Origin of the sequence: Galactobacter sp., from assembly GCF_022712295.1 — a bacterium.
Classification (GTDB): Bacteria; Actinomycetota; Actinomycetes; order Actinomycetales; family Micrococcaceae; genus Galactobacter.
Genome location: NZ_JALAGT010000131.1, coordinates 1 through 17,996, shown reverse-complemented (window position 1 = coordinate 17,996; position 17,996 = coordinate 1). Strand labels below are relative to the sequence as shown.

At 66.9% G+C, this 17,996-nt stretch carries 16 protein-coding genes; 15 read left to right on the top strand and 1 reads right to left on the bottom strand.

All coding sequences use genetic code 11. The annotated features are described in order from the left end of the window. Positions 1-91 precede the first annotated feature (91 nt). The 13 genes from Q0A15_RS09830 to Q0A15_RS09775 all read left to right on the top strand — a co-directional run bounded on the left by Q0A15_RS09830 (position 92) and on the right by Q0A15_RS09775 (position 11,711). Positions 92-2,038: an FAD/NAD(P)-binding protein gene (locus tag Q0A15_RS09830; RefSeq protein WP_291279353.1), complete on the top strand. Its 1,947-nt coding sequence runs from the start codon at positions 92-94 to the stop codon at positions 2,036-2,038. After that, the gene (locus tag Q0A15_RS09825) at positions 2,035-3,006 is read left to right on the top strand and encodes an LLM class flavin-dependent oxidoreductase (RefSeq protein WP_291279352.1); all 972 of its coding nucleotides are present in this window, start codon (positions 2,035-2,037) and stop codon (positions 3,004-3,006) included. The genes Q0A15_RS09830 and Q0A15_RS09825 overlap by 4 nt, the downstream gene beginning before the upstream one ends. Then, the gene (locus tag Q0A15_RS09820) at positions 2,999-4,309 is read left to right on the top strand and encodes an LLM class flavin-dependent oxidoreductase (protein ID WP_291279351.1); all 1,311 of its coding nucleotides are present in this window, start codon (positions 2,999-3,001) and stop codon (positions 4,307-4,309) included. Before Q0A15_RS09825 ends, Q0A15_RS09820 begins: the two co-directional genes overlap by 8 nt. Then, the gene (locus Q0A15_RS09815; RefSeq protein ID WP_291279350.1) at positions 4,306-4,860 is read left to right on the top strand and encodes a GNAT family N-acetyltransferase; all 555 of its coding nucleotides are present in this window, start codon (positions 4,306-4,308) and stop codon (positions 4,858-4,860) included. Before Q0A15_RS09820 ends, Q0A15_RS09815 begins: the two co-directional genes overlap by 4 nt. Continuing rightward, positions 4,857-5,915: an amino acid ABC transporter permease gene (locus Q0A15_RS09810; RefSeq protein ID WP_291279349.1), complete on the top strand. Its 1,059-nt coding sequence runs from the start codon at positions 4,857-4,859 to the stop codon at positions 5,913-5,915. The genes Q0A15_RS09815 and Q0A15_RS09810 overlap by 4 nt, the downstream gene beginning before the upstream one ends. Then, positions 5,912-6,712: an amino acid ABC transporter ATP-binding protein gene (locus tag Q0A15_RS09805; RefSeq protein WP_291279348.1), complete on the top strand. Its 801-nt coding sequence runs from the start codon at positions 5,912-5,914 to the stop codon at positions 6,710-6,712. The genes Q0A15_RS09810 and Q0A15_RS09805 overlap by 4 nt, the downstream gene beginning before the upstream one ends. Before the next feature lie 73 nt (positions 6,713-6,785). Further along, positions 6,786-7,838 carry an ABC transporter substrate-binding protein gene (locus Q0A15_RS09800; protein WP_291279347.1) on the top strand — a complete coding sequence of 351 codons (1,053 nt, stop codon included), beginning with the start codon at positions 6,786-6,788 and terminating at the stop codon, positions 7,836-7,838. 76 nt (positions 7,839-7,914) lie between these two features. Then, positions 7,915-8,211, top strand: coding sequence for an antibiotic biosynthesis monooxygenase (locus tag Q0A15_RS09795; protein ID WP_291279346.1), 297 nt, complete (start codon positions 7,915-7,917; stop codon positions 8,209-8,211). A gap of 134 nt (positions 8,212-8,345) precedes the next feature. Next, complete coding sequence (locus Q0A15_RS09790; RefSeq protein WP_291279345.1) at positions 8,346-8,957, top strand: hypothetical protein; 612 nt, start codon at positions 8,346-8,348, stop codon at positions 8,955-8,957. Next, on the top strand, positions 8,885-9,589 hold the full coding sequence (locus tag Q0A15_RS15045; protein WP_367273383.1) for an RES family NAD+ phosphorylase: 705 nt from the start codon (positions 8,885-8,887) through the stop codon (positions 9,587-9,589). The genes Q0A15_RS09790 and Q0A15_RS15045 overlap by 73 nt, the downstream gene beginning before the upstream one ends. Then, complete coding sequence (locus Q0A15_RS09785; RefSeq protein WP_291279344.1) at positions 9,586-10,296, top strand: NAD(P)-binding domain-containing protein; 711 nt, start codon at positions 9,586-9,588, stop codon at positions 10,294-10,296. The genes Q0A15_RS15045 and Q0A15_RS09785 overlap by 4 nt, the downstream gene beginning before the upstream one ends. Then, on the top strand, positions 10,293-11,024 hold the full coding sequence (locus Q0A15_RS09780) for an AAA family ATPase (protein WP_291279343.1): 732 nt from the start codon (positions 10,293-10,295) through the stop codon (positions 11,022-11,024). Before Q0A15_RS09785 ends, Q0A15_RS09780 begins: the two co-directional genes overlap by 4 nt. Positions 11,025-11,105: 81 nt before the next feature. Further along, positions 11,106-11,711, top strand: coding sequence for a CGNR zinc finger domain-containing protein (locus tag Q0A15_RS09775; RefSeq protein ID WP_291279342.1), 606 nt, complete (start codon positions 11,106-11,108; stop codon positions 11,709-11,711). A gap of 44 nt (positions 11,712-11,755) precedes the next feature. On the opposite strand, the gene Q0A15_RS09770 is transcribed toward Q0A15_RS09775, so the two are convergent. After that, entirely contained in the window at positions 11,756-12,391 is a 636-nt protein-coding gene (locus tag Q0A15_RS09770; protein WP_291279341.1) for an NAD(P)H-dependent oxidoreductase, read from the bottom strand. Positions 12,392-12,472: 81 nt separating this feature from the next. Between Q0A15_RS09770 and Q0A15_RS09765 the strand changes: the two genes are divergently transcribed. Both Q0A15_RS09765 and hrpA read left to right on the top strand, forming a co-directional pair. After that, on the top strand, positions 12,473-13,801 hold the full coding sequence (locus Q0A15_RS09765) for an MFS transporter (RefSeq protein WP_291279388.1): 1,329 nt from the start codon (positions 12,473-12,475) through the stop codon (positions 13,799-13,801). 13 nt (positions 13,802-13,814) lie between these two features. Then, positions 13,815-17,834: an ATP-dependent RNA helicase HrpA gene (gene hrpA / locus Q0A15_RS09760; protein ID WP_291279340.1), complete on the top strand. Its 4,020-nt coding sequence runs from the start codon at positions 13,815-13,817 to the stop codon at positions 17,832-17,834. The last annotated feature ends 162 nt before the right edge of the window (positions 17,835-17,996 follow it).

The following is a 17,996-nucleotide window of genomic DNA, read 5'->3' as shown; positions in this document are numbered from 1 at the left end:
AAAATCTTCGTGACGTCATCGGGCGTCACACGAAGACAGATTCCGCCACACGAATCAGCTCCATGTGCGGAGGCGTAGAACCATGGCGGACATGCCCTCCACGAATTGCAGCCGCATCGTCATGGTCGGGGCAGGCCCACGGTCCATCATGTTGTTGGAACGCCTGTCCGCCCATGCCCGCCAGCGGCAAACGCCTCTCGCCATCACGGTGGTGGATCCATACGCCGCCGGCCCCGGGCGGATCTGGCGCGATGGCCAGTCCACGCACCTGTCGCTGAACTCCACCGCTGCAGACGTGAGCATCTTCAACGATCACTCGTGCACCCTCACCGCCCCGAGCCAGGGAGGACCAGCGCTGGACCAGTGGGTCGAGGGAGTCCGCAACGGCAGCATCACGCCGCCGTGGACACCGGACGCGCACACGCAGGCCGAGATCGAGCGGCTGCGCACGTGGGACTTCCCCAGCCGCAGGCTGAACAGCCTCTACCTCACGTGGGCACTGCGGAAGATCCTGGCGGAGGCACCGAGCAGCGTGGACGTCAGCTTCGTGACCGACTCCGTGACCCGCGTGGAGCAGGGGGACGGGACGCATGTGGTGCACACCGCCTCCGGCCGTGAGATCGAGGCGGACATCGTGGTGAATCTGGTGGGCCACACCGACGGCGCCTCCTCCGCCCAGTCGGAGCATCTGGCCGCTACCGCAGCCCGTGAGGGCCTGACCTACCACGGCCCCGCCTACACTGCCGACGATGACCATGCCGATCTGTCCCCCGGCCAGGATGTCCTGGTCCGAGGAATCGGACTGGCAGCCATCGACCTGATCCTGATGCTCACACTGGGGCGAGGCGGCCGCTTCGAGGCCATCGACCAGGACGCCCATCTGCCGCTTGATCGTCAGCGACTCACCTACGTGCCCTCCGGCGCCGAGCCGCACCTGTTGCTCGGTTCCCGCCGCGGCGTCCCCTACCGTTCCAAGTCGTTGCAATCGTTGTCGCACGCGCCAGCCCCGCTGGAGGTCATCACCGCCGAAATGCTGGCCACGGCCGCGCAGCAGGGCCGGGTGCTGGACCTGGACGAGGATCTCTTCGCCTTGATCCGCACCGAGTTGTCGCTGGCCCACCACCGCGAGCTCTTTGAGCAGCACCCGGAACGGACCCTGGGCGATTGGGACACGGCCCGATCCGCGATCCTGACGCTGCCGGAGTCCTCGGATGAACTGGACCAGCAGTTGGCCGCTTTGATCCCGGACGCGGCGGACCGCTTCAGCGTGTCCCAATGGGACCGTCCCTTGAAAAACCTTGCCGTGGCCTCACGCGCTGACCTTGACCAGGTGGTCACGGACCATATTCGCGACGACCTCGAAGTGCACCTGAACCCGGAGCGCACTTCCACGCTTGCCGTGTTCCACGCCTTGCTGCAGATCCACGTGGTCCTGGCCGACGCCCCGGAAGGGGTCTTGAGCGAACGGACCCGTACCCACGGGCTGCCACAGCTGTGGCAGGGCTTCTTCTCCTACCTGGCCTCCGGACCGCCGCCGCAACGCCTGCACCAACTGCTGGCGCTCGTGGAGGCGGGCGTGGTCGGTTTCCTCGGCCCGGACATCCAGGTGGACGTCGTGGGTTCCGGCGATCGGGCCCGTTTCCGTGCCCACTCCCCCGCCGTGGCGCAGGAGAGCTTCGCGACCGCCCTCGTGGACGCCTGGCTGCCGGCCAACGACGTGACCCGGACGGCCAACCCGGCCCTTGCGGATCTGGCCTCCCGCGCTGGGATCAGCGGCGGTCGCATCGCGGTGGACTCCGTCGGCGGCGTGCTCGACGAATCCGGAACCAGGCTCGACGGCGTGTGGGCGCTTGGCGCCCCCACGTCCTCTCCCGATGCCGGGGCCTTCGCCCGACCCAACACCAATGCCCTGCCCTTCCGCACCACGGACGCGACCGCGCTGGACATCCTCGAGTATCTCACCGACCGTCCCGAGTTCGCATTGCGGGCACCGGCCGCTTCCACCCACGCCGCTTCGACCCAGAAGGAGCAAGCATGACCACGCTGAACCTCAGCCTCGACACCTCCAAGCTGACCTCCGCCACACTGAACTCCCTGTTGAACCTGGTCACCGCTGCGGAGGCGGCCGGCGTCACCAGCGTCACGCTGACCGATCGCCTCACCGGCGGCCCCACCCGCCTCGACCCGCTGATCGCGGCGAGCGCGCTGGGCCCGGTGACCCACCGGATCGGCCTGATCCCCGAGGTGGTTTCGGCGGTGTCCGAGCCGTTCCACACCGCAACGGCGGTGCAGACCATCGACCATGCCTCCCTCGGCCGCGCTGGCCTGGCCCTGCGCCCGGGACTCGACCCGCAGGAGCACGCTGCCTTCGGCCGCTGGACGCCCGAGGAGATCACCGCAGAGAACGTGTACCAGGACGCCGAGGACACCCTCGAGGCCGTCTCCCGGTTGTGGGACTCATGGCAGGACGACGCGGTCATCCGCGACACCGCCACCGACCGCTTCCTGGACCGCACCCGCATCCACGACGCCGCCTTCGAGGGCTCCCGCTTCACGGTGGAGGGCGCCTCCATCACCCCCCGCTCCCCGCAGGGGCGCCCGCCCATCGTGATCTCGGTGACTGACGCCGCGAGCGCGGCCCTGGCCGCGGCGCGAGGCGACGTCGCGGTGCTGACCGGCATCGAGCCGTCGGGCATTGCTGCCCTGCGCGACGCCGAACGCTCCCACTGGCAGACGGACCAGCTCCTGGTGTGGGGCGAGGCCCCGCTCACCGACGCCACGGACGTGGCCGACGTCCTCACCCGGGCGCAGGCCGCCGGCCTGGACGGCGTACGCCTGGTCCCGCAGGACTCCCTCTACACCCCGGTTGCCCTCGCTGCGGCCCTGGACGGCGCGGTGCCGCCCGCGGACAACGTGCCCCAAGAAGCCCTTCCGCACTTGCGCTCCACGCTCGGCCTCGCGGCCGCACCGAACACCTACACCACCCGGGAGGCTTCCCTTGTCTGAGAGCTTCAACCGCCGCGTCCACCTCGTGGCCCACTTCCCCGGAGTCAACTCGCAGACCGTCTGGTCCGACCCCCGCTCCGGGTCCCAGATCGACTTCGATTCCTTCCGCCACTTTGCCCAGACCGCGGAACGCGGACTGTTCGACTACGTCTTCCTCGCAGAAGGACTGCGCCTGCGCGAGCAGAAGGGCCAGCTCCTCGAACTCGACGTCGCCGGCCGCCCCAACACCCTCTCGATCCTGGCCGCGCTCGCCGCGGTCACCGAGCGCGTTGGCCTGGTCGGCACGCTGAGCGCCACCTTCAACGAGCCCGTGGAGTTAGCCAGGCAGCTGGCCTCGATCGACGCGCTCTCCGGCGGGCGTTCGGGCTGGAACGTGGTCACGAGCCCCGATGCGTTCCACGGCGGCAACTTCCGCCGCGGGGGTTTCCTCCCCTATGAGGAGCGCTACGAGCGGGCCGCGGAGATCGTGGACACCGCCAAGCGGATCTGGGCGGCTCCGGGTGAACACGTCGACGTGAACGGGAAGCACTTCTCCGTGTCGCTGGACGCGAACCAGCCTGCATCGCCGCAGGGCCACCCGGTGATCGTGCAGGCCGGCGATTCCCCGGCGGGCCGGGACTTCGCGGCCTCCCACGCCGAGGTGATCTTCACTCGTCATGGGGCCGACGACGCGGCCCGCGCCTTCTATTCCGACGTCCACCAACGGCTGGCCGCCGCCGGGCGCAGCCCGGAATCGCTGCTGATCCTTCCCGGCGCCAGCTTCGTGCTGGGAGACTCAGAAAAGGATGCAGCGGAGAAGGCGGCTCACATCGCCTCCCAGCAGGTCTCCGGCGGCACGGCGATCTCGGTGCTCGAACAGGTCTGGGGGCGCGACCTCTCCGACCTGGATCCCGATGGCCCGCTGCCCAGCTTCGACCCCGTCGAGTCCACCATCCGCAACGGTCAGGTGCGGCACTACCCGAATCCGCAGGCCACGGCCGATGAGTGGCGCGCCAAGGCGGCTGAGGAGGGGCTCTCCGCCCGCGAGGTGGTCATCTCCACCACCCAGAAGCCGGCCTTCCTCGGCACCGCGTCGCAGGTGGCTCGGCAGATCGCCCACTCGGTGAACACTCGGGCCTCGGACGGATTCGTCCTGGTCCCTCACCTGATCCCCACCGGGCTGGACGAGTTCGTGGACACCGTGATCCCGGAGTTGCAGGACCTGGGCGTGTATCCGGATTCCTACGGGGGCACCACGCTGCGCGATCACCTCGGACTGCCCCAGCCTGCAGGCTTCCCCGGTTCGCAGGCGGTGCCGGCATGACCACCGTCACGACCTCACGGTCGGCGGCCCTCACCGGACGCTTCCGCGTGGCGGACCCGACAGACCCGGCGGTGGCAGTCCTGCTGAGGGACCTGGTGCGTGAGTACGACACCCGGTACCCACCGCCACCGGGAGAAGTTCGTTCCGCCCAGGAAGAGATCGACCGTTACCCGGAGAAGGCGTTCCGCGCGCCCGACGGGGCGTTCGTTCTCTACGAGGAGGACGGAGCGCTCCTGGCCGGAGGGGCCTTCAAACGTCTGAGCCCTGACACCGCGGAGATCAAGCGGGTCTGGACCCACCCGGAGGCCCGCGGTCGTGGACTCGCCAAGGCCATCATGGCGCGGCTCGAGGACACGGCGCGGGAGTTGGGCTATCAGGCCCTCTTCCTCACCACCGGTCCCAATCAGGCCGAGGCCGTGGCCCTCTACGTTTCCACCGGCTATCACCCCGGCTTCGATCCGGACGCCTACCCCGTCCAACCCGGACCACATCCCTTCAGCAAGGTCATCACCACCGTTGCTGACCCGACCACCAGCGAGGAGCGAGCATGAGCCTCTCACTCGACACCACCGGCACGGAACGTACCGGTCACGAGAGCCAGCAGGGCGCGCCGGGGCACGGACCCGGGTCCGCGCCACAGCTCACCGTCGTCAAACGCAAGCATTGGGGCCGCTGGATCGTGGCAGCCGTGTTGGCCTTCATCCTGCTCCAATTCGTGGTCTCCCTGTTCCGCAACCCGCGCTGGGAGTGGGATGTCTTCGCGGAGAACTTCTTCTCCCCCGCCATCATGAGTGGCCTGGGTCTGGCCTTGTGGCTCACGGTGCTCGGCACCGTGCTGGCCTTCGTCTTCGGCACGGTCATCGCCCTGTTGCGGCTCTCACCGTCCCCGCTGTTGCGCGGACCGGCCTGGCTCTACGTCTGGTTCTTCCGCTCCGTGCCGCTCGTGGTGCTGATCCTGGTCTTCTACAACCTGGGCTATCTCTACCCCACCTTGGGGCTGGGGACACCCTTCACCCACGACTACTGGCTGGTGGAGTTCCAGACCACCACCACCATCACCGCCTTCGCTGCGGCACTGATCGGCATCACGCTTCACGAAGCCGCTTACGCTTCGGAGATCATCCGTGCAGGCATCCTCTCCGTGGACGCCGGCCAGCTCGAGGCCTCCGCAGCTCTCGGCCTGCCTGCGCACACCCGCTTCTTCCGGATCGTGCTCCCGCAGGCGGCCCGCGCCATCCTGCCCAACGCGTTCAACCTGATCATCGGGCTGGTGAAGGGCACCTCCGTGGTCTTCATCGTCGCCTTGCCGGAGATCTTCTACACCGTTCAGGTCATCTACAACCGCAACGGCAAGGTCATCCCGATGCTGCTGGTGGCCTGCATCTGGTACGCCGTCATCACCACGCTCCTCTCCGTGGTCCAGTACTACGTGGAACGCCGCTTCTCCCGCGGAACCTCCCGCGTGCTGCCTCCCACCCCGCTGTCGAAGGCTCGCGCCGCCATCAAGCGCACCTGGAACTGGCTCGGTGAGGAAGAGCCAAGGACCAAGCCGACACCGCCCGCCCCCGCAGCGAGCGTAGAGACCTCCAAGGAGGCCACCCGATGACCGCCACCCTGACCAGAGACACCCCCACCAGCCGAGGCGGGGCCGAGGTCCGTATCAACCACGTCAACAAGTTCTTCGGCGACCTGCAGGTGCTTCAGGACATCAATCTGACGGTGGCACAGGGTGAGGTCGTCACGCTGATCGGCCCCTCCGGCTCAGGCAAGTCCACGCTGCTGCGCACCATCAACCACCTGGAATCGGTCGAGGCCGGACAGGTCACCGTGGATGGCGAACACATCGGCTACACCCGTAAGGGCGACCGCCTGGTGGAACTCCCCGAGCGCGACGTCCTCCGCCAACGCGGCAGCGTCGGGCTGGTCTTCCAGCACTTCAACCTCTTCCCTCACCTGAGTGCGTTGGACAACGTGGCGATTGCCCCGACCTCCCTGAAATTGCTGAAGCGATCGGAGGCACTGGAACGAGCCCGGACCTTGCTTGCCAGGGTTGGCCTGGCCGACCATGCCGAGAAGTACCCCCGCCAGCTCTCCGGCGGCCAGCAGCAGCGCGTGGCCATCGCCCGCGCTCTGGCCCTGCAGCCCAAGGTGCTGCTCTTCGACGAGCCCACCTCCGCCCTTGATCCCGAATTGGTGGGCGAGGTGCTGGACGTCATCCGCACCGTGGCCTCCACCGGCACCACCTTGGTGATCGTCACCCACGAGATCGGCTTTGCCCGCGAGGTCTCCGACCGCATCGTCTTCATGGACGCAGGCCGCATCGTGGAATCCGGCACACCCGAGCAGATTCTGAACTCCCCACAGAACCCCCGAACCCAGGACTTCGTCTCCCGCGTTCTCTGAGCGCTTCCGACGTCCTTCCCCCGTCCCCTCAGTCTCAAGACCTGACCTGACCGCAGCCGCGAAAGAGGCCACCATGACCAATACCCCTGTCTCCCCAGAATCGACCGCTCAGAAGAAGCGACTCTCCCGAAAACAGAAGATCGTGGCCGGTGTCGGCGTCCTGGCCGGCGTGGCCGTCGCCGCCTCGGTCACCGTGGGGGTGGTCTCCTCCCGAGACTCGTCGGAGCAGCAAAAGGCGGCTGACACGGCCCAGGAGTTCGACCTGAGCAGCGCCAACGTGGACGACAGGGTCCGGTTGGAGGAGGTCCCGGAGGCAGTGAAGCAGCTGAAGGAATCCGGCTTCGAGCCGGTGAAGCCCGGGACGCTGACCGTCGCCACGGCGGCCACCGCTCCCCCGCTGGGGCAGCTGGCCGAGGACGACAACAAGACCGTGGTCGGTGAGGAGGCCGACCTGGCCCAACTCGTCGCCGACGGTCTCGGCCTGAAACTGAAGCTCGTCAACGTCTCTTGGTCGGACTGGCCGCTGGGTGTGCAGTCGGGCAAGTACGACATCGTGGCATCCAACGTCACGGTGACGGACGAGCGCAAGAAGCTCTTCGACTTCGCATCCACCCGGCAAGACCTGTTGGGCTTCCTGGTCTCCTCCGACTCCGACGTCGACAGCATCACCGAGGCCGAGGACATCTCCGGGCTGAAACTCTCCGTCAGCTCCGGGACCAACCAGGAGAAGGTGCTGCTCGAATGGAACAAGACCCTCAAGAAGGCGGGTAAGAAGCCCGCCGAGCTGGTCTACTACGACGACATGGCCGCCTCCACCCTGGCCATCGCATCCGGGCGCATCGACGGCTTCCTCGGACCCAACCCCACCTCCCAGTTCCAGGTCAAGACCGGTGACGGCAAGTTCAAGGTGGTCGGCACCGTGGAGGGCGGCTGGCCCGAGACTGCACCCATCGCCATCGGGACGGACAAGGGCAACGGGCTGATCGAACCGATCCACACCGTGGTCCAGTCCGCGCTGGATGACGGCTCGTACTCCAAGGTGCTGAAGCGCTGGGGGCTTCAGGACGAGGCGGTCGAGAAGTCCGAGATCAACCCGGCGGGCATCCCTGAGAACGTCGGGAAGTGATTCGGGTCGCCTCCAACGAGGCAGCGGTATGCAACCATGAGGTCATCCTCAACAATCGTCCTTCAGGAGGCAAGCAGTGTCCGTCGTCAAGATCAACGCCATCGAGATTCCCGAGGGTGCGGGCCCGGAACTGGAGAAGCGCTTCGCAGCCCGCAAGCACGCCGTGGATTCCTCCCCGGGCTTCGAGGGCTTCCAGTTGCTGCGCCCCACCGCCGGTGAGACCCGCTACTTCGTGGTGACCCAGTGGGCCACCGAGGAGGACTTCAAGGACTGGGCCGAGAACCGTGCCGCCGCGGCCCATGGCGGGCACGAGGGGAAGAAGCCGGTCGCCACCGGAGCCAGCCTGCTCGAGTTCGAGGTCGTCGACCTCTGAGCACCCCCGCGTCTCAGCGCCGCTCACCACCGCAGTACTAGGCGGCGGTGGGCGGCGTTTTGAGCAGGCGCCTCAGCAGTACGTCTTCACAACGATCCATGTTGATACGACGCATCGACGCGTATCATCGCTGCATGAGCGTGCAACCGCATTCGAACTTGGACGACGTGGACAGCGCCATCGCTGCCGCGGGCGTGAACATCAGTTCACGCGACTTCCTTCGGATCGTGGACGCCTTGGCCCCGAGCAGCACCATCAGCCAAGCGGAGACGGACTTCCTCATCGAGGGCTCGAGCCTGGACGCCGCGGATCTCCAGCCTCGGAACGTGGCTCTCGCAGGCCTCGAGATCGGCGCCCTACAAGCCCGCGCATTCTCCGAGGCCGTGTCAGCCTCCTGGACCACGGCGGAGGTGGCTCAACGACTGGGACGCGCGGCGTCCAATGTTCGCCGCTCGGTCAACGAGGGTCGCCTCTATTCACCGTTCTCGGCGGAGTCGCCCCGCAAGACGCGGCTGTTTCCTGTTTGGCAGTTCGTTCGAACTGATCATGCTGGTCGATACGCCTCACTACCGCATCTGGCCGAGATCCTCCGGGCAGTACCGAAGCACCTATCGCCGCCGGCTCTACAGCACTTCATGGCCCAACCCGAGGAAGAGCTGAGCGGTCAGAGCCCGTGCGAGTGGCTGGCCAACGGACACGAGCCGGCGCCGGTACTCGACTTGCTGGACGGATTGAGTCGTCTGTGAGCAGGTTGCCCAAGAATCCTGCGGTACCGAGGGTTCCACTCACCATCTTGCCCAATGACATCGTCGAGTACGCCGGCCCGCTCTGGAGAATCCACACAGTATCCGGCGAGCATCCGTCGCGGTTCGACGAGTTTCGCAGATACGGGCCGGTGCCACAATGCCGGTGGGATCCCCACCCTCTGCCAGCAGGGTTCCACAGCGGGCACGCGGTCCTCTACTGTGCCGGCGACGCGGAGACGGCTTTCTCGGAGGATTTCCAGTCCACTCGAGTCATCGAGCTCTCTGCGCTCCGGTACCTCTCCGGTTGGGAGCCCCAGCACCCGTTGAAGCTCCTGGACCTGGTTGGCACGGACTGGGCCTTACGTCACGGAGCCTCAGCCTCCCTCACGAGCGCACCGAAAAGCACCTGCAGGGCATGGGCGCGTGCCATCCACAATGAATTGGGCGCCCACATCGACGGAATCAGGGTCCCTTCTACCATGACCGGTGCAGCGATGGCCGTTCTTTTCGAAAGCCACGCGACTGTGGCATCGTTCCCGGCCGCACCCACGTTCGCCCGTCCCTTGGACGACCCGCGGGTCGGCATCCTCGCCCTGAAAGCAGCCGCAAGATGGAATTGGAGCCTGAGTTGACCGTCCCGATCACCCAACCGTTAACCGTCGCCGTCCTGGGCGGCGGGACCATGGCCACCGCCGTCGCCACGGTCGTGGCGCGCGGCGGCGGCCGCGTACGTGTCTGGGCCAGGAACCCGACCCAGGCGGGCTGGGTGGTGGAGGATGTGGTCGACGGCGCGCCACAGTCCGTCGGGCAGGTCACCGCAGCGGCCTCACTCCGCGAGGCCGTGAAGGCCGCCCAGGTGGTGGTGCCCGCCGTCCCGTGGGGTCCGGCGCTGGCTCAGGTGGTGAACCCCGTCCTGGATCTGTTGGACGGCAAGGTCGTGGTGGACGTCGGCAACCCGTATGAGATGACCGCGTTGGGGCCCAAACTCGCGATGGTGGTTCCTGGCGGGTCCGCGGCCGCGCTACTGGCGGAGGCCCTCCCGGCCGGAGCGGCGCAGCTGCACTGCTTCACTCAGGTGCGTGCCGACAAGCTGAATCGGCCGGTCCCGGGAGACGAGATCGTGCTTCCCTACGTCATTGACGGTGAGGACGCCGCGCCGAAGGTGTTGAAGCCCTTCCTCGACCTGGTGGAGGCCACCGGCTGGCTCCCCACCCGGATCGGTGGGCTGGACCAGTCCGCGCTGATCGAGGAGGGCGGGCCCTGGGCCGCGGCCCGCGGCGAGGCCGGACAGGGATTGCTGACGCGTCCCGAGGCCATGGAGCGGGGGCTGCTGTCGTGAAGGACGTCAGACTCCCCCTGCGCCGGGTCGAGGCAGAACCAGACCGTGAGATCGGGCCAGAGGACGCCTGGTTCCTTGGCCTCTCCCCGGTGCGACAGGTCCTGGATCACGGGCTGGACCTCGGCCAGGCGACGGTGATCACCGGCGAGAACGGCGTCGGCAAGTCCACCCTTGTGGAGGGCATCGCCGTGGCCTACGGCTTGAATCCCGAGGGCGGCTCCATAGGAGCCCAGGTCCGCTCACGTCGCAGCGAATCCGCGCTCCCCGCCCACCTGCGGCTGGTGCGCGGCATCGGCTCCTCCAAACGCGGTTTCTTCCTGCGCGCCGAAACGATGCACGGCTTCTACACCTACCTCGAGGACAACCCCGGCACCGATCCCGAGCCGGTCTTCCACGAGCGCAGTCACGGCGAGTCATTCCTGGACCTGGTGGAGTCCCGCGCGCTCGTCCGCGGGCTATGGGTCCTGGACGAGCCGGAATCGGCGCTGTCCTTGAACGGCTGCCTGTGCCTGATGCGCTCACTCATGGACCTGATCGATCGGGGCTCCCAGGTCATCCTCTCGACGCATTCACCAGTGCTGGCGGGACTGCCAGGCGCCACGCTCCTGGAGGCAGGCGACTGGGGGCTGCGGGAGAGCGACTACGACTCCTTGGACCTCGTCCGGGCCTACCGGTCCTTCCTGCGGAAGCCGGAGCGCTACTTGGAGGTGCTGCGCGAGGAGAACTGAGCCCCGGCGGCTGAGTTGGGTCTTTGAGACTGCCCAAGGTGTTCCAGGAGCGACGCCACCAGTGCTTCGGGGGCGTCTTCCATGATGGGGTGCCCGGCACCCGGTACCGCTGTGAAGCTCAAGGCACCGACCTTCCTCGCCTTCGTCAATACCGCGGATGACGCCGACAAGTCGCGCACCCTCGACGGTGTTCCAGATGTCGGGATGATGGTGGCCTGGGCCCGGACGATCGGATTGGCGAAGGCCACTGAACCACAAGCGGCCCTTCTGGGGCGGACCGCGCTGGAGCACCTTCAGCGGTTGCGTGAGGCCGGGTGGGGTCTGTTGAAGAACCTGATTGCGAAGCAGGCAGCCGACGGCGACCACGAATCCGTAGTGCGCGAAGCCGTCAGTACGGCCAAGTATCGAGGCAAGCTCGAGCTGTCCGACGGCCGTTACGCGTGGCGCGCCAACGAATCCGGGTATGTCCTGCTGGACAGGATCGCCTTCGCTGCAGATGCACTGCTGACCGCCGAGGATCTGGCATCGCTGAAGGAGTGCGAGCGCTGTACCGCCCTGTTCCTGGACAACGGACGAGGCCCTGGGCGACGGTACTGCAGACCCGAGACATGCGGTAACCGCGCCAAGGTGGCACGTTTCCGAGAGAACAAGCGATCCTCAGGAACCGCGTCGCGCTCTCCGGCGTAGCCCGGGAACGGCCTCATCCGGAGCGAGGGCCGACGCCGAGTGGATCAGGACAGCTGGGCGTAGAGCTCCGCGGCGCGCTGCGTGGCCATCGCAAGTGCGGCATCGAGTAGCGTCTCGGCCTTGGCCGGGTCCAGCTCGGGCAGCAGGTTCGCGAGCGTGCGGTCCACGGTGATGGCCTCGACGCTCATGCCGAGGGCGTCACCCAGCAGCGCGGTCAGTGCCGGCACCGCATGGTCGAGCCGGGTCTCCGCACCCGGTTCGTCGTAGGCGGCACCGCGCGGGGAGACGATCACCACAGGCTTGCCGGCCAGCGGTCCCTCCTCCGGAACGGGTGCTGCAGTTACGCCGGGCACGTGGAGGTAATCCATCCAGGCCTTGAGCGTGGAGGGGACCGAGTAATTGATCAGCGGAGCGGCGATCACGAGAGCGTCCGCCGCCTTGACCTGCTCGATCACCTCGTTCTGCAGCGCACGCGCCACATCCCACTGAGCCGGGTCGTTCTCCGAGGCGGGGAAGTGCAACCCGAAGTAGGGCAGGTGCGGCAGCGGAGCCGACTGCAGGTCACGAGCAACGACGTCTCCGCCTGCCGCCTCCCAGGCATCGGCGAAGGCGCCGGTCAGGGCTCGGGTCACGGAGCCGTCGGTGCGGAGGGAGGAATCGATGCGCAGCAGAGAAGTCATGACTCGACCTTACGCCGTCGCGTAGGGTCGAACGATCCGCGCACTACCGAGCACCCCAACCCATGGAGGAGGACGACCTTGGTGAACCATGCAGCGATCCCGGCCCTGAACGCGGCCCGCCGTAGACGCCGCTCCATGCTTGTTGCGGCCTTCGGCACCATCGTGGAGTGGTACGACTTCTCCATCTTCTTCTACGTCTCGGCATCCATCACCAACACCTTCTTCGGAGGAGACAGCAGCTCGTTGCTCATGACCTTGGGCGTGGGTGCGGCAGGGTTCGTGTTCAGGCCCATCGGCGCCATGGTGTTCGGCCACCTCGGAGACAGGATGGGCCGCAAGGCCTCCCTCATCATCTCCGCAGGGCTGATGGCCGTGGCTCTGCTCGGTATCGCCGTGATGCCGGGGTCCGACGTACTCGGTATCTGGGGTGGGGTCGGTGTGCTCGTGCTGCGTTGCCTGGCCGGTTTCGCCGTGGGCGCCGAATACACCGGCATCATGGTCTTCCTCATGGAGTCGGCCAAGGACGGCCGTCGCGGGCTGGCCGCGAGTTGGGCAGCCGCGAACTCAGAGGTCGGTTCCCTGCTCGCCGTCGGCGGCGGTTTCCTGCTCTCGACCTGGCTGACTCAGGACCAATTGGATTCGTGGGGCTGGCGAGTCATGTTCCTCTTCGGGGCAGCCCTTGCCGCTGTGATGATCCCCTTGCGTCGGTTCATGGATGAGACCGAGACATTCAAAGAGGTCAAGGACACCAAGGCCAATAGGCGGCGTTCCCCGCTCATCTCGGTCCTGGTATCGCATCCACGGGCCGTGCTCGTGGCCTTCCTGATCTCCGCGATCGGTTCTGTGACCTATTTCCTCAACATCACCTTCGTCCCCACCTACCTGGAGGAGGCAGCGAACGTCACCAGCTCAGTGTCGCTGTGGCTGGGTACGGTCGCCGCCGTCGTGGCCATCGTGGTCACCCCACTGATCGGGTTGGCCTCGGACCGGTTCGGTCGCAAACCGTTGTTCCTCGTGATCGGCCTGGTGGTGTTGGCCACCACGCTGCCCGCCTACCTCCTGCTCGGTGGCGGCTCCAACGCAACGGCACTCATGGGGGTCGCCTTCCTGGCCATTCCGGCAGCCGGTTGGAGCGCAGTGGCCGCCTCCGCCGTCCCCGAACAATTCACCTCGATCGGTCGGTTCTCGGGTATGGCGATCGGCTACAACGTCGCCACGGTCCTGTTCGGTGGTTTGTCCCCGTTCGTCGCGACCTGGCTGATTCAGCTCACCGGGTCGGTGTACGCGCCAGCCTGGTACGCGGTGAGCATCATCGTGGTGGCGGGCGTTCCCATGCTGTTCCTCGCCAGGGACATGGCCAAACGTTCGCTGAAGGCCGTCAACGCAGAGGGCAGGACCGAACCCCACTAGACTTGGGTGCATCATGGCCATGAGCATCACGTACCCCGAGGCCCTGCCCGTTTCCGCCCGGCGGGACGACATCATGGAGGCCATCCGCGAGAACCAGGTTGTCATCGTGGCCGGTGAGACCGGTTCAGGTAAGACCACCCAGCTGCCCAAGATGCTGCTGGAACTGGGCCTCGCCGATCCGATCACCGACAAACAGGGTCGCACCCGTCAGCCCGTCATCGGTCATACCCAGCCTCGCCGGCTGGCCGCCCGCACGGTGGCCGAACGCATCGCCGAGGAGCTGCAGGTCAAGATCGGTGAGGAGGTGGGTTTCCAGGTCCGGTTCACCGGCGAGGTCTCCGACCGGACCCGGGTGAAGCTGATGACGGATGGCATCCTGCTGGCCGAGATCCAGCATGACCAGCTGCTCTCGAAGTACTCCGCGATCATCATCGACGAGGCCCACGAGCGTAGCCTCAACATCGACGTGCTGATGGGTCACCTGAAGCGGGTGCTGCCTCAGCGCCCAGACCTGAAGCTCATCATCACCTCCGCCACCATCGACCCCGAGCGCTTCGCCGCGCACTTCGGTGCGGACACGGAGCACCCTGCACCCATCATCGAGGTGTCCGGTCGCACCTACCCGGTGGAGGTCCGCTACCGTCCGCTCTCCCCGGACGACGACGACGCCGGCGACGAGCTCGAGTCCAAGAAGCCCTCCGAGTCCACCGACCGGGACATGACGGAGGCCGTCTGCGACGCCGTCGTGGAGCTGGCGCACGAACCCGACGGCGACATCCTCATCTTCTTCTCCGGCGAGCGCGAGATCCGTGACGCGGCGGAGGCGCTGCGCCCACTCACCCAGAAGCACGTCAGGCTCCGCGGCGCAGAGGTGCTCCCCCTCTTCGCGCGCCTGTCCTTGGCTGAACAGCACAAGGTCTTCACACCCGGCGCACACCGGCGCATCGTCCTGGCCACCAACGTCGCCGAGACCTCCCTGACGGTGCCGGGCATCAAATACGTGATCGACACCGGCGTGGCTCGCATCTCCCGCTATTCGCACCGCACCAAGGTCCAGCGGCTGCCGATCGAGCGGATCTCTCAGGCCAGCGCCAATCAGCGCTCCGGCCGTTGCGGCCGTGTGTCGGACGGCATCGCGATCCGCTTGTACTCGCAGGAGGACTTCGAATCCCGCCCGGAGTTCACGGATCCCGAGATCCTGCGCACCAACCTGGCTTCCGTCATCCTGCAGATGTCCTCCATGGGCGTGGTGGATCATCCCAGCGAGGTCGTGGACTTCCCGTTCGTGCAGCCACCCGAGGCTCGTGCCGTGAACGACGGAGTGACGCTGCTGCGTGAACTCGGCGCCGTGGGTGAGGGCAAGCGCGGCACCATCACCAGGACGGGCCGCGACCTGTCCCGGCTCCCCGTGGACGTGCGCTTGGGCCGCATGATCCTGGAATCCGCCAAACGCGACTGCCCCACCGAGGTGCTGGTGCTCGCTGCGGCACTGTCGCTGCAGGACCCGCGGGAGCGCCCCACCGAGGAGTCGGGGAAGCGGCAGCGCGCGCAGGAGCTGCACAAGCGCTTCGTAGATGAGAAGAGCGACTTCACCGGCTTCCTGAACCTCTGGCGCTATCTCCAGGAAAAACAGCAGGAGCTCTCCTCCTCCGCCTTCCGACGCCTGTGCAAGTCCGAGTTCATCAACTACCTACGCGTGCGTGAGTGGCAGGACCTCTTCAACCAGCTTCGTCAGCTCATCAAGCCCATGCGGATCAAGGTCCCCAACCGGGACGTGGATCCGGTGGGCAAGCACGACGACGTCCACCGCAGCCTGCTCTCCGGGCTCGTCTCCCACATCGGGCTCTGGGACGAGCGCAAGCGCGACTACGCGGGCGCCCGCGGCACCCGATTCAACATCTTCCCCGGTTCCGCGCTGTTCAAGAAGAAGCCGACCTGGGCCATGGCCGCGGAACTCGTGGAGACCTCCAGGCTCTGGGCCCGGACCGTGGCGACCTTCGACCCGGACTGGGTGGAACAGGTGGCGCCTCACCTGACCAAGAAGTCCTTCTCAGAACCACACTGGTCGCGCAAGCAGGGCGCGTGCCTTGCGTACGAGAAGATCACCGTCTTCGGCGTGGCCATCGTGGAGCGCCGGGCCGTCCAGCTCTCCCGCGTGAACCCCCGCCTGGCCCGGGAACTCTTCATCCGCCACGCCATGGTGGAGGGCGACTGGTCCACACGTCATGCGTTCTTCCAGCGCAATCAGGCCCGCCTGCGTGACGTCGAGGAACTGGAAGCACGCCTGCGCCGCCGGGACCTGATGATCTCGGACGAAGACCTCTTCGAGTTCTACGACGCACGCATTCCCCAAGACGTCACGGACGAGCGCAGCTTCGATGCCTGGTGGAAGAAGACTAAGACCACACAGGGCCGCATGCTGGACTTCGACCCGGACAACCTGGTCCAGGCCGATGCCGACGATCTTGACCAGGACGCCTATCCGCGCACCTGGCCGCTGGGTTCCACCCTGTTGGACCTGCGCTATGAGTTCGACCCGAGCGGCGCCGGGGCCGACGGCGTCTTCGTCCGTGTCCCCGTACTCTTCCTCAATCAGCTGGAGTCCGAGCGCTTCCAGTGGGGCGTCCCCGGCTTGCGGGTGGACCTCGTCACGGCCCTGATCAAGTCCCTTCCCAAGGCCGTGCGCAAGAACTTCGTACCGGCACCGGACGTGGCCCGGGCCGCAGTGGACGAGCTGAACCGGGACTTCGACCCGGCCACCGACGACCTGCTGCCCTCACTGGAGCTCGTGTTGCGGCGGCTCAAAGGGACCGTCATTCCACCCGATTCCTGGGACGTCTCCCGGCTGCCAGACCACCTCAAGCCGTGCTTCGAGGTGCTCGGCGAGCGCAACAAGGTCCTCGGTTCCGACCGCGACCTGGCGGCACTCCAGAGCCGTTTCGCGAGTGAGAACCGCAGGGCCATCGCCGCGAGCCTTGGCACCAGCCCGGACAAACTCGCCGCCGCCGGCGGCAGGGGCATGCCCGACGGCGGCGGTGGCCGACGATCGAAGGCCGCCAAAGGCGCCGGTCGGGCGGGTGCCGGGAACGCGTCGTCGGGCACTGGGAGCCCCAACGCGGCCAAGCCGAAGGCGGGCAAACAGGCCACGAGCCCATGGCAGCGCACCGGGTTGAAGGAATGGCCCGACGACTTGGGTGAGCACGGCGCGCTGCCTGACCAGGTGACCACCACGGTCAAGGGTGCCCAGATCACGGCCCATCCCGGGCTCGTGGATCGTGGTGATCACGTGGATCTGACCGTGTACCGCAACAAGGCCGAGCGCGAGGCCGGGCACCGTCGCGGCGTCATCCGGCTGCTGTGGCTCATGGTGCCCTCACCCCAGCGCTACGTACTCGACCACCTGAACAACAAGGAGAAACTGGCGTTCTCGCAGTCCCCGCACGGGACCGTGGACTCGCTCATCAAGGACTGCACCTGGGCGGGGATCGACAAGCTCGTGCCGCCGAAACTGCCCATGACCAAGGGAGAGTACACCAAGCTCTTCCAACACGTGCGAGCGGAGCTGATCGACACGGTCTTCCAGGTCTCTTCCACCGTGGAAAAGATCCTGGCCGGCTGGACGCGGATCACGGCACGGCTGGACCGAATGCGCTCAGGAGCGTTGAAGGACACCGTGGAGGACGTGCGCTCTCAATTGCGCGGGCTGGTCTACAAGGGATTCGTGGCCGGGACCGGGTATCAGCACCTGGCCCATGTGCCCCGCTACCTGACCGCGGTGGAGCGACGGCTGGACAAGGCCGAGGCCGGTGCGGTCACGCGTGACCTGCAGGGAACAGACACCATCCAGGAGCTCGAGGACGCCTACGACGATGCCCTGGACCGGGCACCCGGCGGGGTCGTTCCTGCCGCCCTGAGGGAGGTGAAGTGGATGCTGGAGGAGGAGCGGGTCTCGCTCTTCGCCCAGGAGCTGGGCACTTCGGTGTCGGTCTCCCCCAAGCGCATCCGCGCGGCCATCAAGCAGGCCGCCGGGTAGGGCACTCGCAACCCAACTTCAGCGCGCTTCCCGGGGCGGTCTCAACCGGTGGTTGCAACACGGTTGTCGATCAGGCCTGCAAGGCCTCCCGCAAGCACTCCGCGGGCGTAAACCATTCTAGCCGCTTCCGCGGCCGACCATTCAATTCATTCGCGACATATT

Bases quoted from the DNA above. Each gene is read 5' to 3' on its own strand.
- Q0A15_RS09830 (WP_291279353.1), top strand. From the start codon at position 92: ATGCCCTCCACGAATTGCAGCCGCATCGTCATGGTCGGGGCAGGCCCA.
- Q0A15_RS09825 (WP_291279352.1), top strand. From the start codon at position 2,035: ATGACCACGCTGAACCTCAGCCTCGACACCTCCAAGCTGACCTCCGCC.
- Q0A15_RS09815 (WP_291279350.1), top strand. From the start codon at position 4,306: ATGACCACCGTCACGACCTCACGGTCGGCGGCCCTCACCGGACGCTTC.
- Q0A15_RS09810 (WP_291279349.1), top strand. From the start codon at position 4,857: ATGAGCCTCTCACTCGACACCACCGGCACGGAACGTACCGGTCACGAG.
- Q0A15_RS09805 (WP_291279348.1), top strand. From the start codon at position 5,912: ATGACCGCCACCCTGACCAGAGACACCCCCACCAGCCGAGGCGGGGCC.
- Q0A15_RS09800 (WP_291279347.1), top strand. From the start codon at position 6,786: ATGACCAATACCCCTGTCTCCCCAGAATCGACCGCTCAGAAGAAGCGA.
- Q0A15_RS09790 (WP_291279345.1), top strand. From the start codon at position 8,346: ATGAGCGTGCAACCGCATTCGAACTTGGACGACGTGGACAGCGCCATC.
- Q0A15_RS09775 (WP_291279342.1), top strand. From the start codon at position 11,106: ATGATGGGGTGCCCGGCACCCGGTACCGCTGTGAAGCTCAAGGCACCG.
- Q0A15_RS09770 (WP_291279341.1), bottom strand. From the start codon at position 12,391: ATGACTTCTCTGCTGCGCATCGATTCCTCCCTCCGCACCGACGGCTCC.
- hrpA (WP_291279340.1), top strand. From the start codon at position 13,815: ATGGCCATGAGCATCACGTACCCCGAGGCCCTGCCCGTTTCCGCCCGG.